Source organism: Flavobacterium flavigenum (assembly GCF_027111255.2).
In the GTDB taxonomy this organism is placed as follows: domain Bacteria; phylum Bacteroidota; class Bacteroidia; order Flavobacteriales; family Flavobacteriaceae; genus Flavobacterium; species Flavobacterium flavigenum.
Genome location: NZ_CP114285.2, coordinates 4,480,038 through 4,497,612, shown reverse-complemented (window position 1 = coordinate 4,497,612; position 17,575 = coordinate 4,480,038). Strand labels below are relative to the sequence as shown.

The window sequence follows — 17,575 nt, the reverse complement described above, 5'->3', positions numbered from 1 at the left end:
AAAACAACAAACTTCAAACAACAAACAATAAGTTAAAATATGCCTTTATACACAACGCAATCCCTAAAAATATACAACTCGCTTTCGGGTGAAAAAGAAAATTTCAAACCAATCCATGAAGGAAATGTTGGAATGTATGTTTGCGGACCTACGGTTTACAGCAATGTGCACTTAGGAAATGTGAGAACTTTTATGTCTTTTGATGTGATTTTCAGGTATTTTTTACATCTTGGCTACAAAGTACGTTATGTACGTAATATCACTGATGTAGGTCATATTGTAGATGATGTTGATGAAGGAGAAGATAAAATTGCAAAAAAAGCACGCTTAGAGCAATTAGAACCTATGGAGGTTGTTCAGCGCTATACTGTCGATTTTCATGATATTCTAAAAGCTTTTAATTTTTTACCTCCAAGTATTGAACCTACTGCAACAGGACATATTATAGAGCAAATCGAAATTATCAAAAAAATTATTGATACCGGAATTGGTTATGAAGCCAACGGATCGGTTTATTTTGATGTTGTAAAATATAATGAAACCAACAATTACGGGATTTTAAGTGGCAGAAACATAGAAGATATGCTAGCCAATACCCGTGATTTAGATGGTCAGTCAGACAAAAGAAATCCACAGGATTTTGCGCTTTGGAAAAAAGCAGAACCAGAACATATTATGAGATGGCCTTCTCCTTGGAGCGATGGTTTCCCCGGCTGGCATCTTGAATGTACTGCCATGAGTACAAAATACTTAGGAAATCATTTTGACATTCATGGAGGCGGAATGGATTTAAAATTTCCACACCACGAATGCGAAATCGCTCAAAACGAAGCCTGCACTGGTCAATCTCCGGTTAATTACTGGATGCATGCCAATATGCTGACTTTAAACGGCAAGAAAATGGCAAAGTCAACTGGCAATAATATTTTACCGGGCGAGATTTTGAGTGGCGATAATACCGTTTTAAGTAAGGCCTTTTCTGCTTCTGTAACACGTTTTTTCATGTTGCAGGCACATTATAGAAGCATTTTAGATTTTTCTGATGATGCTATAACAGCTGCCGAAAAAGGATATAAGAGGTTAATGGAAGCGATTGATGCATTGCCAACTATTTCTGCAGGAAATTCAAGCTCTATTAATTTTGGAGCATGGAAACAATTGTGCTACGATGCCATGAATGACGATTTTAATACGCCTATTTTAATCGCCCAATTGTTTGAAGGTGTTCGCTATATCAATTTACTGAAAGAAGGAAAAGAGACTATTTCTGCAGAAGATTTAAAATCATTTTCAGCTACTATCAATGCTTTTGTTTTTGATGTTTTAGGACTAAGTGACGAAAAAGCTGCTGACAGTAATAATGACAAGTTAGAAGGCGTAGTAAATATGCTCATCGGAATGAGAAATCAGGCCAGAGCAGATAAAAATTTCGCCCTTTCTGACCAGATTCGTGACCAATTGATCGCTTTAGGCATCCAATTAAAAGATGGAAAAGAAGGCACAACCTTTTCGATATAATCACATTATCTTCTAATAAACCATGAAAGTTACCACTCCATTTGTTTTATTAGTACGGTTTTACCAAAATGCAATCTCGCCCTTTACACCGGCATCCTGCAGGTTTGAACCTACATGTTCGAGCTACATGATTGAAGCCCTGCAAAAACATGGATTATTTTATGGTGGTTTTCTCGGAATAAAAAGAATATTAAGCTGTCATCCCTGGGGAAGAACTGGCTATGATCCGGTTCCTGAAAAAAAATGTTCGCATAAACATTAACTTTTATTAATGACTAACTCTGTTTTAAATATTTATTTTTACAACTACTCAAAAAAACATAATATTACATGACACACCCTTTAAACATCGTTTGGAATCCTTCAGAAGGAATTGATTTAGGATTTTTTATGATTCGCTACTACAGCTTAATGTTCGTTATCGCTTTTGGATTAGGATGGTTCCTGATGAAAAAAATGTTTGAACGAGAAAATGAATCAATTGACAAACTAGATTCTTTATTTGTATGGACAGTTCTTGCAACATTAATTGGGGCGCGTCTGGGACATGTTTTATTTTATGACTGGGAATATTTTAGAAATCATTTACTGGAAATCTTTTTACCATTTAAACTTGAACCTGAATTTCAATTTACCGGATTTCAGGGACTAGCAAGTCATGGCGCTGCCATTGCTATTATAATTGCGATGTATTACTATAGCAAAATGATTCTAAAGCGCCCGTTATTATGGATTTTAGACCGAGTAGTCATTCCGGTAGCAAGCGGTGCTATTTTTGTACGTATCGGAAATTTTATGAATTCTGAGATTATAGGAAACGAAACCACTTCTTCATTTGGAATTCGCTTTTTACACGATACGTTTAGCAAAAACGAGGCTGTTAATGCTACTCAAATTGCAAATCCTGCAGATGCTTACACCGCAATTGCAACTGACCCAAAATTTGCAGATTTATTAGCTCAGGTTCCTGCAAAACACCCAACACAATTATACGAAGCGTTCTCCTATATTTTTGTATTTGCCATTTTATATTTCTTATACTGGAAAACAAGTGCAAGACTTAAATCAGGGTATTTATTTGGCTTATTTTTGGTTCTTTTATTTGTAGTAAGATTTATAGTAGAATTTGTAAAAGAAAGTCAGGGAGGTTTTGAAAGCGCATTAGGCTATTTCTCAACCGGACAATGGTTAAGCATCCCGTTTATTATCATTGGGCTTTTCTTTATCATCAGAGCACAAAGAAATCCTTTAGCAGCTTCTTAAAAAGAAACCAACCAAAAAATATAAAATACCCAATACAAATCTATTGATATTGGGTATTTTTTTTGTCATAAAATTAAGGCTGCAGATTGAAATAACTAACTCATTCATCATTTCCTGTCAATAATAATTAGAAGCAGAAACTTTAATTTCCATAACCACCTTCCGTCCTGCTGTACGCTAAATCTTTTTCCTGCTGGCAGCAGCAGTAAAAAGGATACCGCTGCCATCAGGGCTAAGACAGGATATTTTATTTTCATAAAAACACAAAACAATACCAATATCCCTAGGGCAAAATCAGAGCCAGATATCAGATGAGTGTAGTCAGGACTTTTTCAATTAAAAGCCTTTTACGAAACTTAATCGTGTACAAAGCCAAATGAGCTGCCACAATACTTCTTACAACACTTTTACTGACAATCACTTATTTTTTCAGTAAATACATATAACGAATTACTGTCATTCAATAAAAAATAGTTAAAAAATACTCTCAAAATACTTCTTTCAAAACTGAACAACTCTTCAAGCATCTTTCAAAAACAAAAAAATCCGGCTTTTTGAACATGCCCCAAAAAGTTAGACACTATTTGGGGCATTTTTTATGAACAGAAAAGTAAAATTCAATTATGCATTTAAGTTAGAATGTGTAGAATTAGTTTTAAAGAAACATTATTCGAACGTGTATGTTTCAAGATTGAAGGGTTTGGACGAGTCCAATATCCGTAAATGGGTAGCTTTTTATAAAGCATACGGCAAAGACGGCTTATTACCTAGAAGGAATCATAATTATACGGTTGATTTTAAGTTAAAGGTTCTAAAAGCCATTAAAAAAGAATCACTTTCCTTACGCGAGACCTCGGTGAAGTTTAATATTGCCGATGCAGCTATTCTGTTAAAATGGCAAAAAGATTTTGCTAACTTTGGAGTTGAAGCATTACAACCAAAACCCAAAGGCAGGCCCAAATCTATGAGCAATTTCAAACGTAAAAAACGCAAATCAGACAAGCCATTATCCAGGGAAGAAGAACTTCTCTTGGAAATTGAAGCCCTGCGCTGTGAGAACGATTTGCTAAAAAAGCTACAAGCCTTAATTCAAGCCGAAGAAGCAGCCAAAAAGCGCAAGCCATAATGGAATTAAGGCATTTATATGATTTAGATTTACTTTTGAATCGTACTAATATGGCACGTAGCAGTTTTTACTACTATGAAAAACAAAACAAATCTGTGGATAAGTATCAAATCATAAAAGAATTTATAAAATCCATTTATCACAAGCACAAAGGTCGTTATGGCTATAGAAGAATTACCGACGAATTGAACAATAAAGGGATAACTATCAATCATAAAACAGTTTTCAGATTGATGAAGCTATTAGGGCTAAAAAGCATTATTAGAATAAAGAAATATAAATCATATAAAGGGGAACAGGGCAAAATCGCACCTAATATTTTGGAACGCAATTTTAAATCAGAAGCTCCAAATAAAAAATGGGCAACCGACATAACCGAGTTTAATGTATCAGGAAAAAAACTATATTTATCGCCTATTATAGACTTATTCAACCAAGAAATTATCAGTTATGAGCTAGCGGAACGACCCGTATTTAGTCAAGTGGTCGTGATGTTAAAAAAAGCATTTAAGAAAATACCAAACAATACTAATTTGACCTTACATTCTGATCAAGGCTGGCAATACCAAATGAAACAATACCAGCATTTATTGAAAAAAAAGGAATCGTACAGAGTATGTCCAGAAAAGGGAATTGTCTGGATAATGCGATTATAGAAAACTTCTTCGGGATATTAAAATCCGAATTGTTTTACCTTAAAAAGTACAGTTCTATAAGTCAATTAAAACAAGATATCGAAAATTATATTATCTATTACAATAGAGAAAGAATCAAGTCAAATTTAAACAAAATGAGCCCGATACAATATCGAGCTCATCATTATCAAAATTAATTATAAATTTGTCTAAACTTTTGGGTGCAGTCTATTTGCCGGATTTTTATATTAAAACTAAGATTTAATTTAATTAAGCCTTATTATGTTTGTCTTCAATTGTGTGTTTCTCATCAGAAGAAATCGTATCAACCAACACAGGTGTAGCGATAAACAATGATGAATATGTACCAACAATAATACCAATTAACATGGCAAAAATAAATCCTCTGATTGATTCACCACCAAAGATGAACATGGTTAATAATACAATGATCATCATTAATGAAGTATTCAATGTTCTTGACAATGTAGTATTAATAGAAGCGTTTACGATATCTTCGAAACTTCCTTTACGGTTTCCGATAATAAACTCCCTAACCCTGTCGAATACAATTACGGTATCGTTCATAGAATAACCAATTACAGTTAGAATCGCAGCGATAAAGTGCTGATCCATTTCCATGTGGAAAGGCATGAATTTATAACATAAAGAGTAAATTCCTAATACAAAGATTACGTCGTGTGCAACTGCTGCAATAGCACCTAATGAATACTGCCATTTACGGAAAGAAACCATTAAGTACAAGAAAATAACCGCCATTGCTCCAAGAACTGCCCAGTATGAATTTGTTTTGATATCCTCAGAGATTGAAGCTCCTACTTTAGAAGCCTGTAAAACTCCAATCGTTTTTCCATCATAAGTGTTTGTGAATTTTTCATACGTTACATTAGGGAAATATTTCGCTAAAGCTTTGTATAATTTTTGATTCACTTCTTCATCAACAGCCACTCCATCTTCTTTGATTTTGTATTTCGTAGTGATTTTTAACTGATCATCATCACCTAAAATTTTAGCTTCAACCGGAGTTCCGAAAGCAGCAGATAATTCATCTGAAATTACAGTTGCATCAACTGGTTTTTCAAATTTAACCTGGAAAGTTCTACCTCCAACAAAATCCACACCTTCATCTAATCCATTAACAAAGAAAATAGAAATTAAGCTTACTACAACTATAATAGAAGAGAAGATGTAAGTGAATTTTTTGATTTTAATAAAATCAAAATGGAAATTAGTAAACCAGTTTTTAGTGATATTTGTAGAGAAAGTTAAATCTCCTTTTCCGGCAATATTTCTGTCGATAAAAATTCTTGCAATAAAAATTGAAGTAAACAATGAAGTTACGATACCAATAAGTAATGTTAAAGCAAAACCTTTAATTGGACCTGTACCGAAAATAAACAAAATTGCTCCTGTTAATACGTGTGTAACGTTTGCATCAATGATAGAACGCATTGCACCGTGCCATCCGTAAGATGCTGTAACAGCTTCAGATAATGACTTACCTTCTCGTAATTCTTCTTTTGCCCTTTCAAATATAATAATGTTCGCATCTACCGCAGTACCTAATGTTAATACAATACCTGCAATACCCGGTAATGTTAATACAAAACCAAAACTAGCCATAATTCCGAATAAGAAAAGCAAGTTTAATAATAATGCAAGATTAGCATACCAACCCGCTTTACCATAATAGAATACCATCCATCCGCAAACTAATAAAAATCCTAATATAGAAGAAATTGTTCCCGCATCGATTGCAGCCTGACCCAAAGATGGACCTACAACAGTAGACTGAATAATATCTGCAGAAGCCGGTAATTTACCCGCATTCAATACGTTTGCTAAATCTTTCGTTTCAGCCACATCAAAAGAACCTGTAATTTCAGATCTTCCTCCTGCGATTGGTCCGCTAGTTACTCCTGGTGCAGAATAAACTACATTATCCAGAACAATAGCGATATAACTTTTTTGAGAAAAAGCTCTTCCTGTCAATTCTTCCCAAATTTTTGCTCCCTGACTGTTCATTTGCATAGAAACAGCTGGTTTTCCTAATTGGTCAAAAGTATCTTTTGCATCTGTAACAACACCACCACTCATAGCAGGAGCGTTATCTCTGTTTCCTTTTAAAGCGTATAATTCTACAGCTTCAATATCTTTTCCTTTTGCGTCTTTAGTAGTAGTTGGTTTACTCCACACAAATTTTGCATTGTGCTGGTCAGCAGCCAATAAAATCCTGATTTCAGGTCTCTTAAAATATTCATTAACAACAGCAGTATCTTTTGGAGCAAAGTAACCTAAAACTGGTCCGCCACCCTGCCCAATCATTTTGTCAAATAATGGATTATTTCCTTTTTTAGTATCAAGTGAATCTTTTGCATCGGTTAATAATGCATTCAATGAATCTTTTACAACAGCTTTAGTTTCTGTTTTTTTGATTTCAGTCTTTTTTAAAGCCTCGTTAGTAGCAACTAAGAAATTTCCAATTTCTTCAATTTTAAAAGTTTCCCAAAACTCTAATTGAGCTTTACCTCCTAATAATTTCTTAATTCTGTCAACATCTTTAGCACCTGGAAGTTCTACTAAAATTCTTCCTGTTTCACCTAATTTCTGAACGTTTGGCTGTGTAACACCAAATTTATCGATACGCTCCCTTAGTACTTTAAAAGCACTTTCAACAGACTCATCAACTTTTCTTTTAATTACTTTTTGAGCTTGTGCATCAGACATTTGAAAATCGATACCACCTTCTCCCTGTAAGCTTCTGTTAGCAAAAATATCAGGCGAAGCCAGCTTCACACTTCCTTTAGAATTTGCATCAAAAGCTTCAAAAAACTTATTTAAATAGGTTTTATTTCCTTCTAAATTTGCACTTGCATCGGCTAATGATTTGTTAAAAACAGGGTTCTTAGAATTATTAGCCAAACCTTTCAAAACATCTTTAATAGAAATTTGAAGAATCACGTTGATCCCCCCTTCTAAGTCAAGACCTTTATTTAATTGTTTGTTTTTTACTTCATTATAAGTAAAATCTGTAAAACCAAGATCAAAAACTTTTACTTTGCCAATAGAATCTAAATATTTTAATTCTTTATCAGGATTATCTCCTGCAAAAGCTTTAGCTTCCTCTTTGACATTATTTGCCACAAAAGTGAAAGAAAGTTGGTAAATACTTACCAATGCAAATAGAATTGCGAAAAATTTAATAAGTCCTTTATTCTGCATTATTACTAAAAATTAATTATGTTTTATTGTTTGTTTTTGCTTTAAATTCCCATAAAATAAGCCCTGACATGAGTTTTTAAAACTAAAAAATCGTGATCACGAATTACAACATTTTTTTTAAACCGAGCAAATATATAATTCTCGAAAAGATTAAACAATTTATTTATTAATTAATCTCAAAAAAAAGACTGCAAAAGTGCAGCCTTTTCCTTTTTTTTCGATATTTTTTATACTAAAATCGATTTCAGAGCATCATTCATCCCCCTAACTGCATCTGCGCTTTTAGCAAACAAAGCTTTTTCTTCTTCGTTTAAATGAATTTCTAAAATTTGCTCAACCCCGTTTTTACCAATTATACAGGGTACTCCAATACATATATCTTTTTGCCCGTATTCTCCATCTACATAAACAGAGCAGGCTATCATTTTTTTCTGATCATTTAAAATACTATCCACCAAAAAAGCAACTGAAGCTCCCGGGGCATACCATGCCGATGTACCCAAAAGACCTGTAAGAGTAGCTCCACCAACCATTGTATCAGCAGCTACTTTTTGCAACACATCTTCTGAAAGAAATTCAGTTACCGGAATTCCGTTATAAGATGCCAGACGGGTTAACGGAATCATAGTTGTATCTCCATGACCGCCAATTACCATTGCTGAAATATCATTTGCAGGTTTATCCAAAGCTAAAGAAAGATACGTTCTGAATCGGGAGCTGTCTAATGCTCCGCCCATACCTATAATTCTGTTTTTAGGCAATCCCGTAGATTTTAAAGCCAGATACGTCATAGTATCCATAGGATTAGAAACCATAACGATAATGGTATTAGGCGAATATTTCAATACATTTTCAGCAACTGTTTTTACAATTCCTGCGTTTATACCAATTAATTCTTCACGAGTCATTCCCGGCTTTCTTGGAATTCCGGATGTAATTACTACTACATCACTTCCTGCTGTTTTAGAATAATCGTTTGTAACACCTGACACATGCGTATTAAAACCTGTGTTTGTAGCGCATTGCATAATATCCAACGCCTTACCTTCGGCAAAACCTTCTTTAATATCCAACAATACTACTTCGCTGGCTATTCCTCTATAAGAAATAACATCCGCACAAGTGGCTCCAACATTTCCTGCTCCTACAATGGTAACTTTCATATTTTATACTTTATTGGTTATTAGTTAATTTATTTTATAAATCAACAATTCGTTTAATCGTTTAGGTAAATTTAAACAATTAAACGAATTGACGGTTAAATTTTATTAGGCATCAATATTGGCATAAACGGCATTTTTCTCGATAAACTCTCTACGAGGTGGTACCTCATCCCCCATTAACATTGAAAAAACCTGATCAGCTTCTGCCAGGCTATCAATATTTACCTGACGCAGAGTTCTGAAATTTGGATCCATTGTAGTTTCCCACAATTGCTCTGCATTCATCTCTCCAAGACCTTTATAACGCTGAATAGCGGCACTTCCTCCCATTCTTTCATTCGCCTGATCACGCTGAACGTCATTCCACGCGTATTCTTTTTTATTTCCTTTTTTAACTAAATATAAAGGTGGAGCTGCAATGTAAACATGACCTTCTTCAATCAATTCTTTCATGAAGCGGAAGAAGAACGTTAATATTAAGGTAGAAATGTGACTACCATCGACATCGGCATCACACATGATGATTACTTTATGATAACGTAGCTTAGAAAGATTCAATGCTTTACTGTCCTCTTCTGTTCCAACAGTAACACCAAGTGCTGTAAAAATATTACGAATCTCTTCGTTTTCAAACACTTTATGATGCATTGCTTTTTCAACATTCAGAATCTTACCTCGTAATGGCAAAATGGCCTGAAAATTACGGTCACGACCTTGTTTTGCAGTTCCACCTGCCGAGTCTCCCTCGACAAGATAAACCTCACATCTTGCAGGATCCTGCTCAGAACAATCTGATAATTTCCCTGGCAATCCGCCGCCACCCATAACGGTTTTACGCTGAACCATTTCACGTGCTTTTTTCGCAGCATGACGTGCCTGGGCAGCTAAAATTACTTTCTGGATAATTACTCTTGCATCATTTGGATTTTCTTCAAGATAATTCTCAAGCATTTCTCCAACAGCCTGAGAAACCGGAGAAACTACTTCTCTGTTTCCAAGTTTGGTTTTTGTCTGTCCTTCAAATTGAGGTTCTGCAACTTTTACCGAAATAATAGCTGTTAGACCTTCACGGAAATCATCTCCGGCAATTTCGAATTTCAATTTATCCAGCATTCCGGATGAATCTGCGTATTTTTTAAGTGTTCTTGTCAAACCACTTCTAAAACCCTGCAAATGGGTACCACCTTCATGTGTATTGATATTGTTTACATAAGAGAAAATATTCTCTGTATAACTTGTATTGTAAATCAACGCTACTTCAACCGGGATCTCACCTTTATCGTGATCCATGCTGATTACGTGAGAAATAATTGGCTCACGGTTACCGTCTAAATAGCGGATATATTCTTTAAGTCCTTCTGTAGAATGAAAAACTTCGCTTTTAAATTCGCCTTTTTCGTCAACCTCTCTTTTGTCTGTAAAAGTAATTGTGATCCCTTTATTCAAAAAAGAAAGTTCACGCATACGAGCTGAAAGTGTATCATATGAGAACTCCGTAGTCTGCTGAAAAATAGTATCATCCGGATAAAAAGTCTGACGTGTACCTCGCTTATCTGTTTCCCCGATTTGTTTTACCGGATATAATGCTTTTCCTCTTTCGTATTCCTGCTCGTAGATTTTACCTTCCCTAAACACGGTAGATTTCATATGAACAGAAAGCGCATTTACAACCGAAACCCCTACACCGTGAAGACCTCCGGAAACCTTATAAGAATCTTTATCAAACTTACCTCCTGCCCCAATTTTTGTCATTACAACCTCAAGCGCAGAAACCCCTTCTTTTTTATGTAAATCAACCGGAATACCACGACCGTTGTCTTCAACCGTTACAGAACCGTCTTCGTTTATTGAGACACCAATCGTATCGCAATGACCTCCCATCGCCTCATCAATAGAGTTATCCACAACTTCGTAAACCAAATGGTGAAGCCCTCGAACCCCTACATCTCCAATATACATCGATGGACGCATTCTTACATGCTCCATTCCTTCTAATGCCTGAATACTATCTGCTGAATAATTGTTCTTCTTGATTTCTTCGCTCATATAATTTATTCTAAAAAAATGTAATTATTGTCTTAACACGCAAATATATGAAAACGCATTTTATATACCTCTTAAAATAGTATTTAAAGCACCTAAGTTATTAACAGAATTATTAAAAATTATAGAAAATAAATTCCAAAAGGCACCATTAAATTCCAAACTTCATAAATTCGAAATTCTGAAAATAGGAATAACATAAAAAACCGAAATAACATAAAAATATCATTTCGGTTTCTTTAAAATTATCTTTCCAAAATTTAAATGCAGAATCTAAAATCGTTTTTAATTATCAAACAACCTGTTTTTGTGATTTCAGCACCAGCATTCCGGTGTACATCATTCAGTTTTTCGCCTGAATTAGGATTATCCACTTTTTATTACATTTTCCTATGTTTGCATTACTAAATTCTTGCGGCAAAAGCCAAATATAAAAACACAAACAAACACTTAATATTCAACAAAATAATCTTAAAAAAACATTTAAAAATAAGTTTCTAAACCACGAAAAACGTCCTCAAAGAGAACGTTTTTCTGTAAATATTAAGTTCTAAAACTTTATTATGATTTTTGATATGCATCATCATGTACACTCGCAACCGCTCTTCCAGAAGGATCATTCATGTTTTTGAAAGCTTCATCCCACTCCAAAGCAATTTTTGTACTACAAGCCACACTCGCTTCCTGAGGAACGCATAATGCCGCTGCATCACTTGGAAAGTGTTCTGTAAAAATAGAACGATAATAATACTCTTCTTTTGAAGTTGGAGTCTGTAACGGAAATTTGAATCTCGCGTTTGCTAATTGCTCATCTGAAACCTCTCTTGCAACTACTTCTTTCAAAGTATCGATCCAGCTGTATCCTACCCCATCAGAAAATTGTTCTTTTTGTCTCCATGCAACACTTTCAGGAAGCATGTCTTCAAAAGCTTTACGAACTACCCATTTTTCCATCGGGTGCTCTTTGTTGATCATTTTATCCTGTGGGTTGATCCGCATAGCAACATCCATAAATTCTTTATCTAAGAAAGGCACACGCCCTTCGATTCCCCAGGCAGCTAAACTTTTGTTAGCACGTAAACAGTCATACATATGAAGTTTACCTAATTTACGAACGTTTTCTTCGTGAAATTCTCTTGCGTTTGGCGCTTTATGGAAATATAAATAACCTCCAAATAACTCATCCGCACCTTCTCCTGAAAGCACCATTTTGATTCCCATTGATTTGATAACTCTCGCCATTAACCACATTGGAGTGGAAGCTCTTACTGTCGTTACATCATACGTTTCAAGGTTATAAATTACATCGCGAACAGCATCTAAACCTTCCTGAATTGTAAATTTAATTTCGTGGTGAATGGTTCCGATATGATCTGCTACTTTTCTTGCTGCAGCTAAATCAGGAGAACCCTCCAGACCAACTGAGAAAGAGTGCAATTGTGGGTACCAGGCATCAGTAGTATCATCAGACTCAATACGTTTTTGCGCAAATTTTTTGGCTACAGCCGATGTAATAGAAGAATCTAAACCGCCTGAAAGTAAAACTCCGTAAGGAACATCACTCATCAATTGTCTGTGAACCGCAGCTTCCAACGCTTCTTTAATCGCAGGAATACTAGTTTCGTTATCTTTTACAGCATCATATTCTGTCCAGTCTCTTTTGTACCATTGCACAAATTCACCGTCCTTACTAGTCATATAATGTCCTGGAGGGAATAACTCGATTTTTGTACAATATCCTTCTAAAGCTTTCAATTCTGAAGCAACATAGAAAGTCCCGTTTTGATCCCAACCAATGTATAATGGAATAATTCCCATGTGGTCACGAGCAATGAAATACTCATCCTTATCAACATCATAAATTGCAAATCCGAAGATTCCGTTCATTTCATCAACAAAATGAGGTCCTTTTTCTTTGTAAAGAGCCAAAATAACTTCGCAGTCACTTTCAGTCTGAAAGTTATATTTTCCTGCAAATTGTTTACGAAGCTCTCTGTGGTTGTAGATTTCGCCATTTGCAGCTAAAACCAGTTTTTTGTCTTCTGTAAACAATGGTTGTTTTCCAGAAGCCGGATCAACAATTGCCAAACGCTCATGAGAAAGAATTGCTTTGTCATTACTGTAAATTCCGCTCCAGTCCGGTCCGCGGTGACGAATGATTTTAGACATTTCTAATACTTGAGGTCTTAAGGTTTCGGCTTTTTGCTTTAAGTCAAAGGCACATACAATTCCACACATAATTTTATATTTTTTCTTTTTAATTTTATTTTGATAGGGCAAAGATGGAGTATTAGTTACAATTGAAAAACACAAATAGCAATATCAATTACAAATAACAATCGAAATAATCAATTTACATACTAAATGTAAAATTTTAACATCAAAAAAAGACTCAAACTTTAAAATTTTAATCTTGAAGATAAAACTGGTTTAAAAAGTAATCTCTTCCTGAACAATTAACTTTAAATTTTATGCCAATCTTTGTCGAATTACTTGCGAAGATTGCTTCGCCAGTTCGATATCGCTCGTGTCCTCGTGCCTAGGAATGACAGATTGAGCCGAATCTTTTTACTCTACACTCTCAATTGTATAATGCGTCTTATTAATCTCAAACTGAAAACCAACCCTATTTCCCATCAAATGGACACCCAAAGGAGATTGTGGAGAAAGCGCAATAACATTTATTCCGTCAATTGCAATTTTTGGAAGGGCAACACTCAGGTACAAATAAATTCCGTTAGCTTTTACCAGACTACCGGAAATAATATTTTCTGTTGTTTTTGAAGCATCAATTTTATCTAAAACTGCTTTTTGAGCAATTGCTTCTTTTAGCTTATTAGTCAGTTTTTCCTGCTCGATATGCATCATGGACAATGCTGTTTCGTGTTTATCTCCGGCTGAACCTTTTGCATCATTTTTAGAATCTTCGGTCAGATTTGAAATCATATCCCTGAAAACATCGATTCGGTCCTGGACCATTTGCATATAATGAGAATGTATTTTTTGTTTGAAAGTCATTTTAAAGATACTAGGTTTTTTAAGTTACAAAGATGCAAAGGTTTTAGTTTACAGATCTGAAACAATCCTAATTTTATTTACTACATAGCAATTTAAGTCGATTTTGTTCACGGTAAAAAATTAACACGATGTTTTTTATTTTTTGACAAACAATCTCTAATTTTAGCACTCATTAATTTTAACTATCATTATGAAAAGATCTACAATTATTACCACAATTGCAATTGCATTTACAATGCTTTTATCTTTAAATGCCAATGCTCAAAAATTTCCTGACTTAGACAAAAGTCCAATGGATGCAGCAGCTTACCCTAACGATTATAAAGAAGCTGCGAAAATTGTAAAAATTACTTACAGCAGACCACAACTAAAAGGGCGTGCATTAAGCGAACTTGTTCCAGAAGGAAAAGTATGGCGAACTGGAGCAAATGAGGCACCAGAAATCACTTTCTATAAGGACATGAAATTAGGAGATAAAAAGATAAAAGCAGGTAGTTATACTTTATTTACCCTTCCTGAAAAAGACAATATCACTATTATAATCAGTAAAGATTTAAATGTTTGGGGATCTTATTCTTATAAAGAAGCAAACGATGTAGCCAGATTGAAAGTTCCTGTAACACAAGCTACAGATTCTTTAGAAGCTTTCTCAATGGTTTTTACAAAAGGTGATAAAGGAGTTGTTTTAAACTTAGGCTGGGATAAATTAAGAGTTGCTATTCCTTTTACGGAATAAAAATATTTTTAGTTACAAAAAAAATAGCTTCCAGATCGGAAGCTATTTTTTTATATTATTTTTTTGATTAGAAATCAAATTTGTAGTTCGCTCCACCTAACACCTGGAATCCCTGAACAGGATAATTTAGCCATTTTTCATAAGCCTGATTTCCAATGTTATTCAGCTTTAAGAAGAAAGTCAGACGTTCACTAAATTTGTATCCCAAATGTGCATTGGCATCAAAATAGCCTTTCAAGGTAACTACAGCCGGATCCGTAACTAAATCAAGATTTGACTGCATATCCTTACGCTCTCCTACATAAAAAACGTTTAAACCAGCATACCATTGTTTTGTTATGTTCACGTCAAGATTAGAACCTAACTTGATTGTTGGCAGGTTCCATGCTTCTAGAGGCTCATCCGTTTTATAACTATTAAAAGTTCCGTTGACTCCAAAAGTCACATTTTCAGAGAAATCAGCTTTTAATTCTCCATAGAAACGAAATGTTCTGATGTCTTCATAAACAACCCCAAAAGAATTTCCATAAGCATAACTTTCGTTTGAAAAATCTTCCGTATAATCATTGCTTTTAAACAAAGCTTTGTTTTTTTCATTTAGGTAAGAACCTGTCAGATTATAGTTGACGTTGTTAGCCAGTTTCCCTTTTAAACCAGCAAAAACATTATATTGAGTACTTGATGGTGTCATATTTAATGTTGGCGATAAAAACGGATTTTCAGCTACAAAATCGGCATACGAATTCTGAGTTAAGGTTCCATTTACTCCTGTGTAAAAGATCATTAAATCTCCAACTAATTTATATGAAGCATTTACTTTTGGATAGATATAAAACTTGTTCCCACTATTTTCAGAATCCAAAGCATAATATAATCCTGCTCCTAACTCTAAAGTCCAGTCGTTTTCATTGACCACAAAACTTGGTTCAATTCCAAAATTGGTCAGACTATATTTTACAGGATCTGTATTTGTTTTAAAATAATTATTTTCAAAACTTCCGCTTACGTGGTCAATAATCACGTTTGTATTGACTGACTGGTCCATCACATCCACTTTAAAAGTCGGTTTCAGATAAAAACGATTTTCTGAGGAAGAAAAACTATCCGAAAAGTGCGTAAATTTTGTTGCTACTTTACTAAAAACACTTTCATTGAATTCAAAATTCCCTCCTAATGAAATGGTGTTGTAAGTATGTCCGGGATTAATTTTATCTATTAAATCAAGACGATCCTGAGGAATCAAAGATGCTCCAAAATCCTTCGGTAGTCCGTACCAGTTGTAAATTTGATTTTGATATCCTAATTCCACATTCCATGACATATCCCGGTTGTATTGACCATATCCAACGTTTAATGCTGTATCATAAAATTCATCATTCAGAAGCACATCTTTAATTCCGCCTTGCGATGAATGATGGCGAAGCATCCCTGATACAAAATCATTATTTCCTAAATCCTGATTCACAAACAATTCAGCATTAAGCGAACTGTAATTTCCAACACCCACAGTCGCATAATTATTAAACAAACGTTCCTGTTTTGATTTTTCTACGTTGGCAGCTTTTCCTTTTGAAGGTGTAAAAGTCGAAGCCACAGGAACTGACAAAATACTGTATTTTATAGTTTCTTTTGGCTGATTTCCCGAATCATCAAGCGATGGGGTTTCTTTTACTTTATCAGCATCTGATATAGTAGGCGAATAGGGTTTAACTACGTTTACTGTTTCTGTTCCAATATTTTCATTTTTCTTTTGGGCAAGTGAAAACTGAAAAACAAACAGCAAAATCAAAATGATGGTTTTATTCTGGAAATTAATTTTCATATTTTATACTTTTTTGTAAAATGTATTCTGTCAAATGTAAAATGCTTTTGAGCTTACTTTTTACATTTTACAATTCTATTATATTCTGTTATCTAATTTTCTAATTCTTAAATTCTCTAATTATCAGACTTCCCATTGGCCTTTTGCAATAAACCGGGTTTTTCCGCCTATTTTAATATCAAATTCATTTCCGGTTAATTTCCCTTTAAAATAAATTTGCGAAGGACGGTGTATATAATCCCCCTGATAATTGATTAATTCTAATTCCGGTTTATGATTTTTTAAAAGATAAGCCTGCAAGCATGTACTCGCGCTGCCAGTAGCCGCATCCTCCATTAGTTGATTATGTTCTATATACATCAATCTGCTAAACAATTTTTCGCCTTCCAGATAATAAAAATATAAAGCCTGATGTGTTGTTTTACAATGCTTTTTCAGCCATTCATCTGTTTTATCTTTATCCAGAACCAAGCTTTCTAATGCTCTTTTACTACTTAATCCAACCAGTACAAAGGCGCTACCGGTCGTCACTTCCTGAATTGGGAACTGATTTTCAAAATCGCTATTTTTCAGATTAGTGAATAATGTAAAATATTCCTTCGAAAAAATATCCCAAAATTTAGGCTGTGCAGATTTGAGCCAAATCAAATCTTCTTTCTGATGAATTTCAATTGGCCCAATTGGGACATTCAGCTTAATTCCAACTGGTGAATTATCTAATATTTTATTCATTAAAACCCATGAAGTTCCAATTACCGGATGACCAGCAAACATCATTTCCTGAGATGGTGCAAATATTTTAATATCGGCTTTATTATTTTCTTTATCCAATTTGGTAACAAAAGTGCTTTCGGCAAAATTAATTTCACTTGCGATCTTTTGCATTTCTTCTAAACTGAGATTTCCGGCATCTAAAAAAACAGCCAACTGATTTCCGGCATATTTTTTATCTGTAAAAACATCAACTATATAAAAAGGTAAACTCATAATTTTTATTGTGAAATGTTA

Annotated in this window: 14 protein-coding genes; 7 read left to right on the top strand and 7 right to left on the bottom strand. The window is 34.4% G+C overall.

Annotated features, from left to right (window positions below; all coding sequences use genetic code 11):
* Positions 1–39: 39 nt before the first annotated feature.
* The 6 genes from cysS (at position 40) to OZP09_RS22695 (ending at position 4,739) form a co-directional block, all read left to right on the top strand.
* Positions 40–1,518, top strand: a complete 1,479-nt coding sequence (gene cysS / locus OZP09_RS18660) for a cysteine--tRNA ligase (protein ID WP_269235164.1) — start codon at positions 40–42, stop codon at positions 1,516–1,518.
* A gap of 22 nt (positions 1,519–1,540) precedes the next feature.
* Positions 1,541–1,780 carry a membrane protein insertion efficiency factor YidD gene (yidD, locus tag OZP09_RS18655; protein WP_281309806.1) on the top strand — a complete coding sequence of 80 codons (240 nt, stop codon included), beginning with the start codon at positions 1,541–1,543 and terminating at the stop codon, positions 1,778–1,780.
* Between the two features lie 68 nt (positions 1,781–1,848).
* On the top strand, positions 1,849–2,781 hold the full coding sequence (lgt, locus tag OZP09_RS18650; protein ID WP_269235162.1) for a prolipoprotein diacylglyceryl transferase: 933 nt from the start codon (positions 1,849–1,851) through the stop codon (positions 2,779–2,781).
* A gap of 598 nt (positions 2,782–3,379) precedes the next feature.
* Positions 3,380–3,907 (top strand): helix-turn-helix domain-containing protein, encoded by a 528-nt coding sequence (locus OZP09_RS18645; protein WP_269235004.1) that lies wholly within the window; start codon positions 3,380–3,382, stop codon positions 3,905–3,907.
* The gene (locus tag OZP09_RS18640; RefSeq protein WP_281309427.1) at positions 3,907–4,563 is read left to right on the top strand and encodes an IS3 family transposase; all 657 of its coding nucleotides are present in this window, start codon (positions 3,907–3,909) and stop codon (positions 4,561–4,563) included. The genes OZP09_RS18645 and OZP09_RS18640 overlap by 1 nt, the downstream gene beginning before the upstream one ends.
* Complete coding sequence (locus OZP09_RS22695; RefSeq protein ID WP_432419431.1) at positions 4,524–4,739, top strand: IS3 family transposase; 216 nt, start codon at positions 4,524–4,526, stop codon at positions 4,737–4,739. The genes OZP09_RS18640 and OZP09_RS22695 overlap by 40 nt, the downstream gene beginning before the upstream one ends.
* A 73-nt stretch (positions 4,740–4,812) precedes the next feature.
* On the opposite strand, the gene secDF is transcribed toward OZP09_RS22695, so the two are convergent.
* The 5 genes from secDF to OZP09_RS18615 all read right to left on the bottom strand — a co-directional run bounded on the left by secDF (position 4,813) and on the right by OZP09_RS18615 (position 14,009).
* The gene (gene secDF / locus OZP09_RS18635) at positions 4,813–7,785 is read right to left on the bottom strand and encodes a protein translocase subunit SecDF (RefSeq protein WP_281309805.1); all 2,973 of its coding nucleotides are present in this window, start codon (positions 7,783–7,785) and stop codon (positions 4,813–4,815) included.
* 227 nt (positions 7,786–8,012) lie between these two features.
* A complete protein-coding gene (mdh, locus tag OZP09_RS18630) occupies positions 8,013–8,948 on the bottom strand; it encodes a malate dehydrogenase (RefSeq protein WP_223681048.1) in 936 nt (311 codons plus the stop codon).
* Between the two features lie 105 nt (positions 8,949–9,053).
* On the bottom strand, positions 9,054–10,994 hold the full coding sequence (gene gyrB / locus OZP09_RS18625; protein ID WP_281309804.1) for a DNA topoisomerase (ATP-hydrolyzing) subunit B: 1,941 nt from the start codon (positions 10,992–10,994) through the stop codon (positions 9,054–9,056).
* A gap of 558 nt (positions 10,995–11,552) precedes the next feature.
* Positions 11,553–13,229, bottom strand: a complete 1,677-nt coding sequence (gene asnB, locus OZP09_RS18620) for an asparagine synthase B (protein WP_269235158.1) — start codon at positions 13,227–13,229, stop codon at positions 11,553–11,555.
* Between the two features lie 330 nt (positions 13,230–13,559).
* A complete protein-coding gene (locus tag OZP09_RS18615; protein ID WP_269235157.1) occupies positions 13,560–14,009 on the bottom strand; it encodes a hypothetical protein in 450 nt (149 codons plus the stop codon).
* A gap of 190 nt (positions 14,010–14,199) precedes the next feature.
* Here OZP09_RS18615 and OZP09_RS18610 point away from each other — a divergent pair, with 190 nt between their 5' ends.
* Positions 14,200–14,745 (top strand): DUF2911 domain-containing protein, encoded by a 546-nt coding sequence (locus OZP09_RS18610; RefSeq protein ID WP_269235156.1) that lies wholly within the window; start codon positions 14,200–14,202, stop codon positions 14,743–14,745.
* A gap of 67 nt (positions 14,746–14,812) precedes the next feature.
* Here the strand turns inward: OZP09_RS18610 and OZP09_RS18605 are convergent, their stop codons facing one another.
* Positions 14,813–16,567 carry a TonB-dependent receptor gene (locus OZP09_RS18605; RefSeq protein WP_269235155.1) on the bottom strand — a complete coding sequence of 585 codons (1,755 nt, stop codon included), beginning with the start codon at positions 16,565–16,567 and terminating at the stop codon, positions 14,813–14,815.
* A 123-nt stretch (positions 16,568–16,690) separates the two neighbouring features.
* Complete coding sequence (locus tag OZP09_RS18600; protein ID WP_281309803.1) at positions 16,691–17,554, bottom strand: PhzF family phenazine biosynthesis protein; 864 nt, start codon at positions 17,552–17,554, stop codon at positions 16,691–16,693.
* Positions 17,555–17,575 lie beyond the last annotated feature (21 nt).

Bases quoted from the DNA above. Each gene is read 5' to 3' on its own strand.
- secDF (WP_281309805.1), bottom strand. From the start codon at position 7,785: ATGCAGAATAAAGGACTTATTAAATTTTTCGCAATTCTATTTGCATTG.
- OZP09_RS18615 (WP_269235157.1), bottom strand. From the start codon at position 14,009: ATGACTTTCAAACAAAAAATACATTCTCATTATATGCAAATGGTCCAG.
- OZP09_RS18640 (WP_281309427.1), top strand. From the start codon at position 3,907: ATGGAATTAAGGCATTTATATGATTTAGATTTACTTTTGAATCGTACT.
- OZP09_RS18600 (WP_281309803.1), bottom strand. From the start codon at position 17,554: ATGAGTTTACCTTTTTATATAGTTGATGTTTTTACAGATAAAAAATAT.
- OZP09_RS18610 (WP_269235156.1), top strand. From the start codon at position 14,200: ATGAAAAGATCTACAATTATTACCACAATTGCAATTGCATTTACAATG.
- gyrB (WP_281309804.1), bottom strand. From the start codon at position 10,994: ATGAGCGAAGAAATCAAGAAGAACAATTATTCAGCAGATAGTATTCAG.
- OZP09_RS22695 (WP_432419431.1), top strand. From the start codon at position 4,524: ATGTCCAGAAAAGGGAATTGTCTGGATAATGCGATTATAGAAAACTTC.
- lgt (WP_269235162.1), top strand. From the start codon at position 1,849: ATGACACACCCTTTAAACATCGTTTGGAATCCTTCAGAAGGAATTGAT.
- mdh (WP_223681048.1), bottom strand. From the start codon at position 8,948: ATGAAAGTTACCATTGTAGGAGCAGGAAATGTTGGAGCCACTTGTGCG.
- yidD (WP_281309806.1), top strand. From the start codon at position 1,541: ATGAAAGTTACCACTCCATTTGTTTTATTAGTACGGTTTTACCAAAAT.
- OZP09_RS18645 (WP_269235004.1), top strand. From the start codon at position 3,380: ATGAACAGAAAAGTAAAATTCAATTATGCATTTAAGTTAGAATGTGTA.
- asnB (WP_269235158.1), bottom strand. From the start codon at position 13,229: ATGTGTGGAATTGTATGTGCCTTTGACTTAAAGCAAAAAGCCGAAACC.
- OZP09_RS18605 (WP_269235155.1), bottom strand. From the start codon at position 16,567: ATGAAAATTAATTTCCAGAATAAAACCATCATTTTGATTTTGCTGTTT.
- cysS (WP_269235164.1), top strand. From the start codon at position 40: ATGCCTTTATACACAACGCAATCCCTAAAAATATACAACTCGCTTTCG.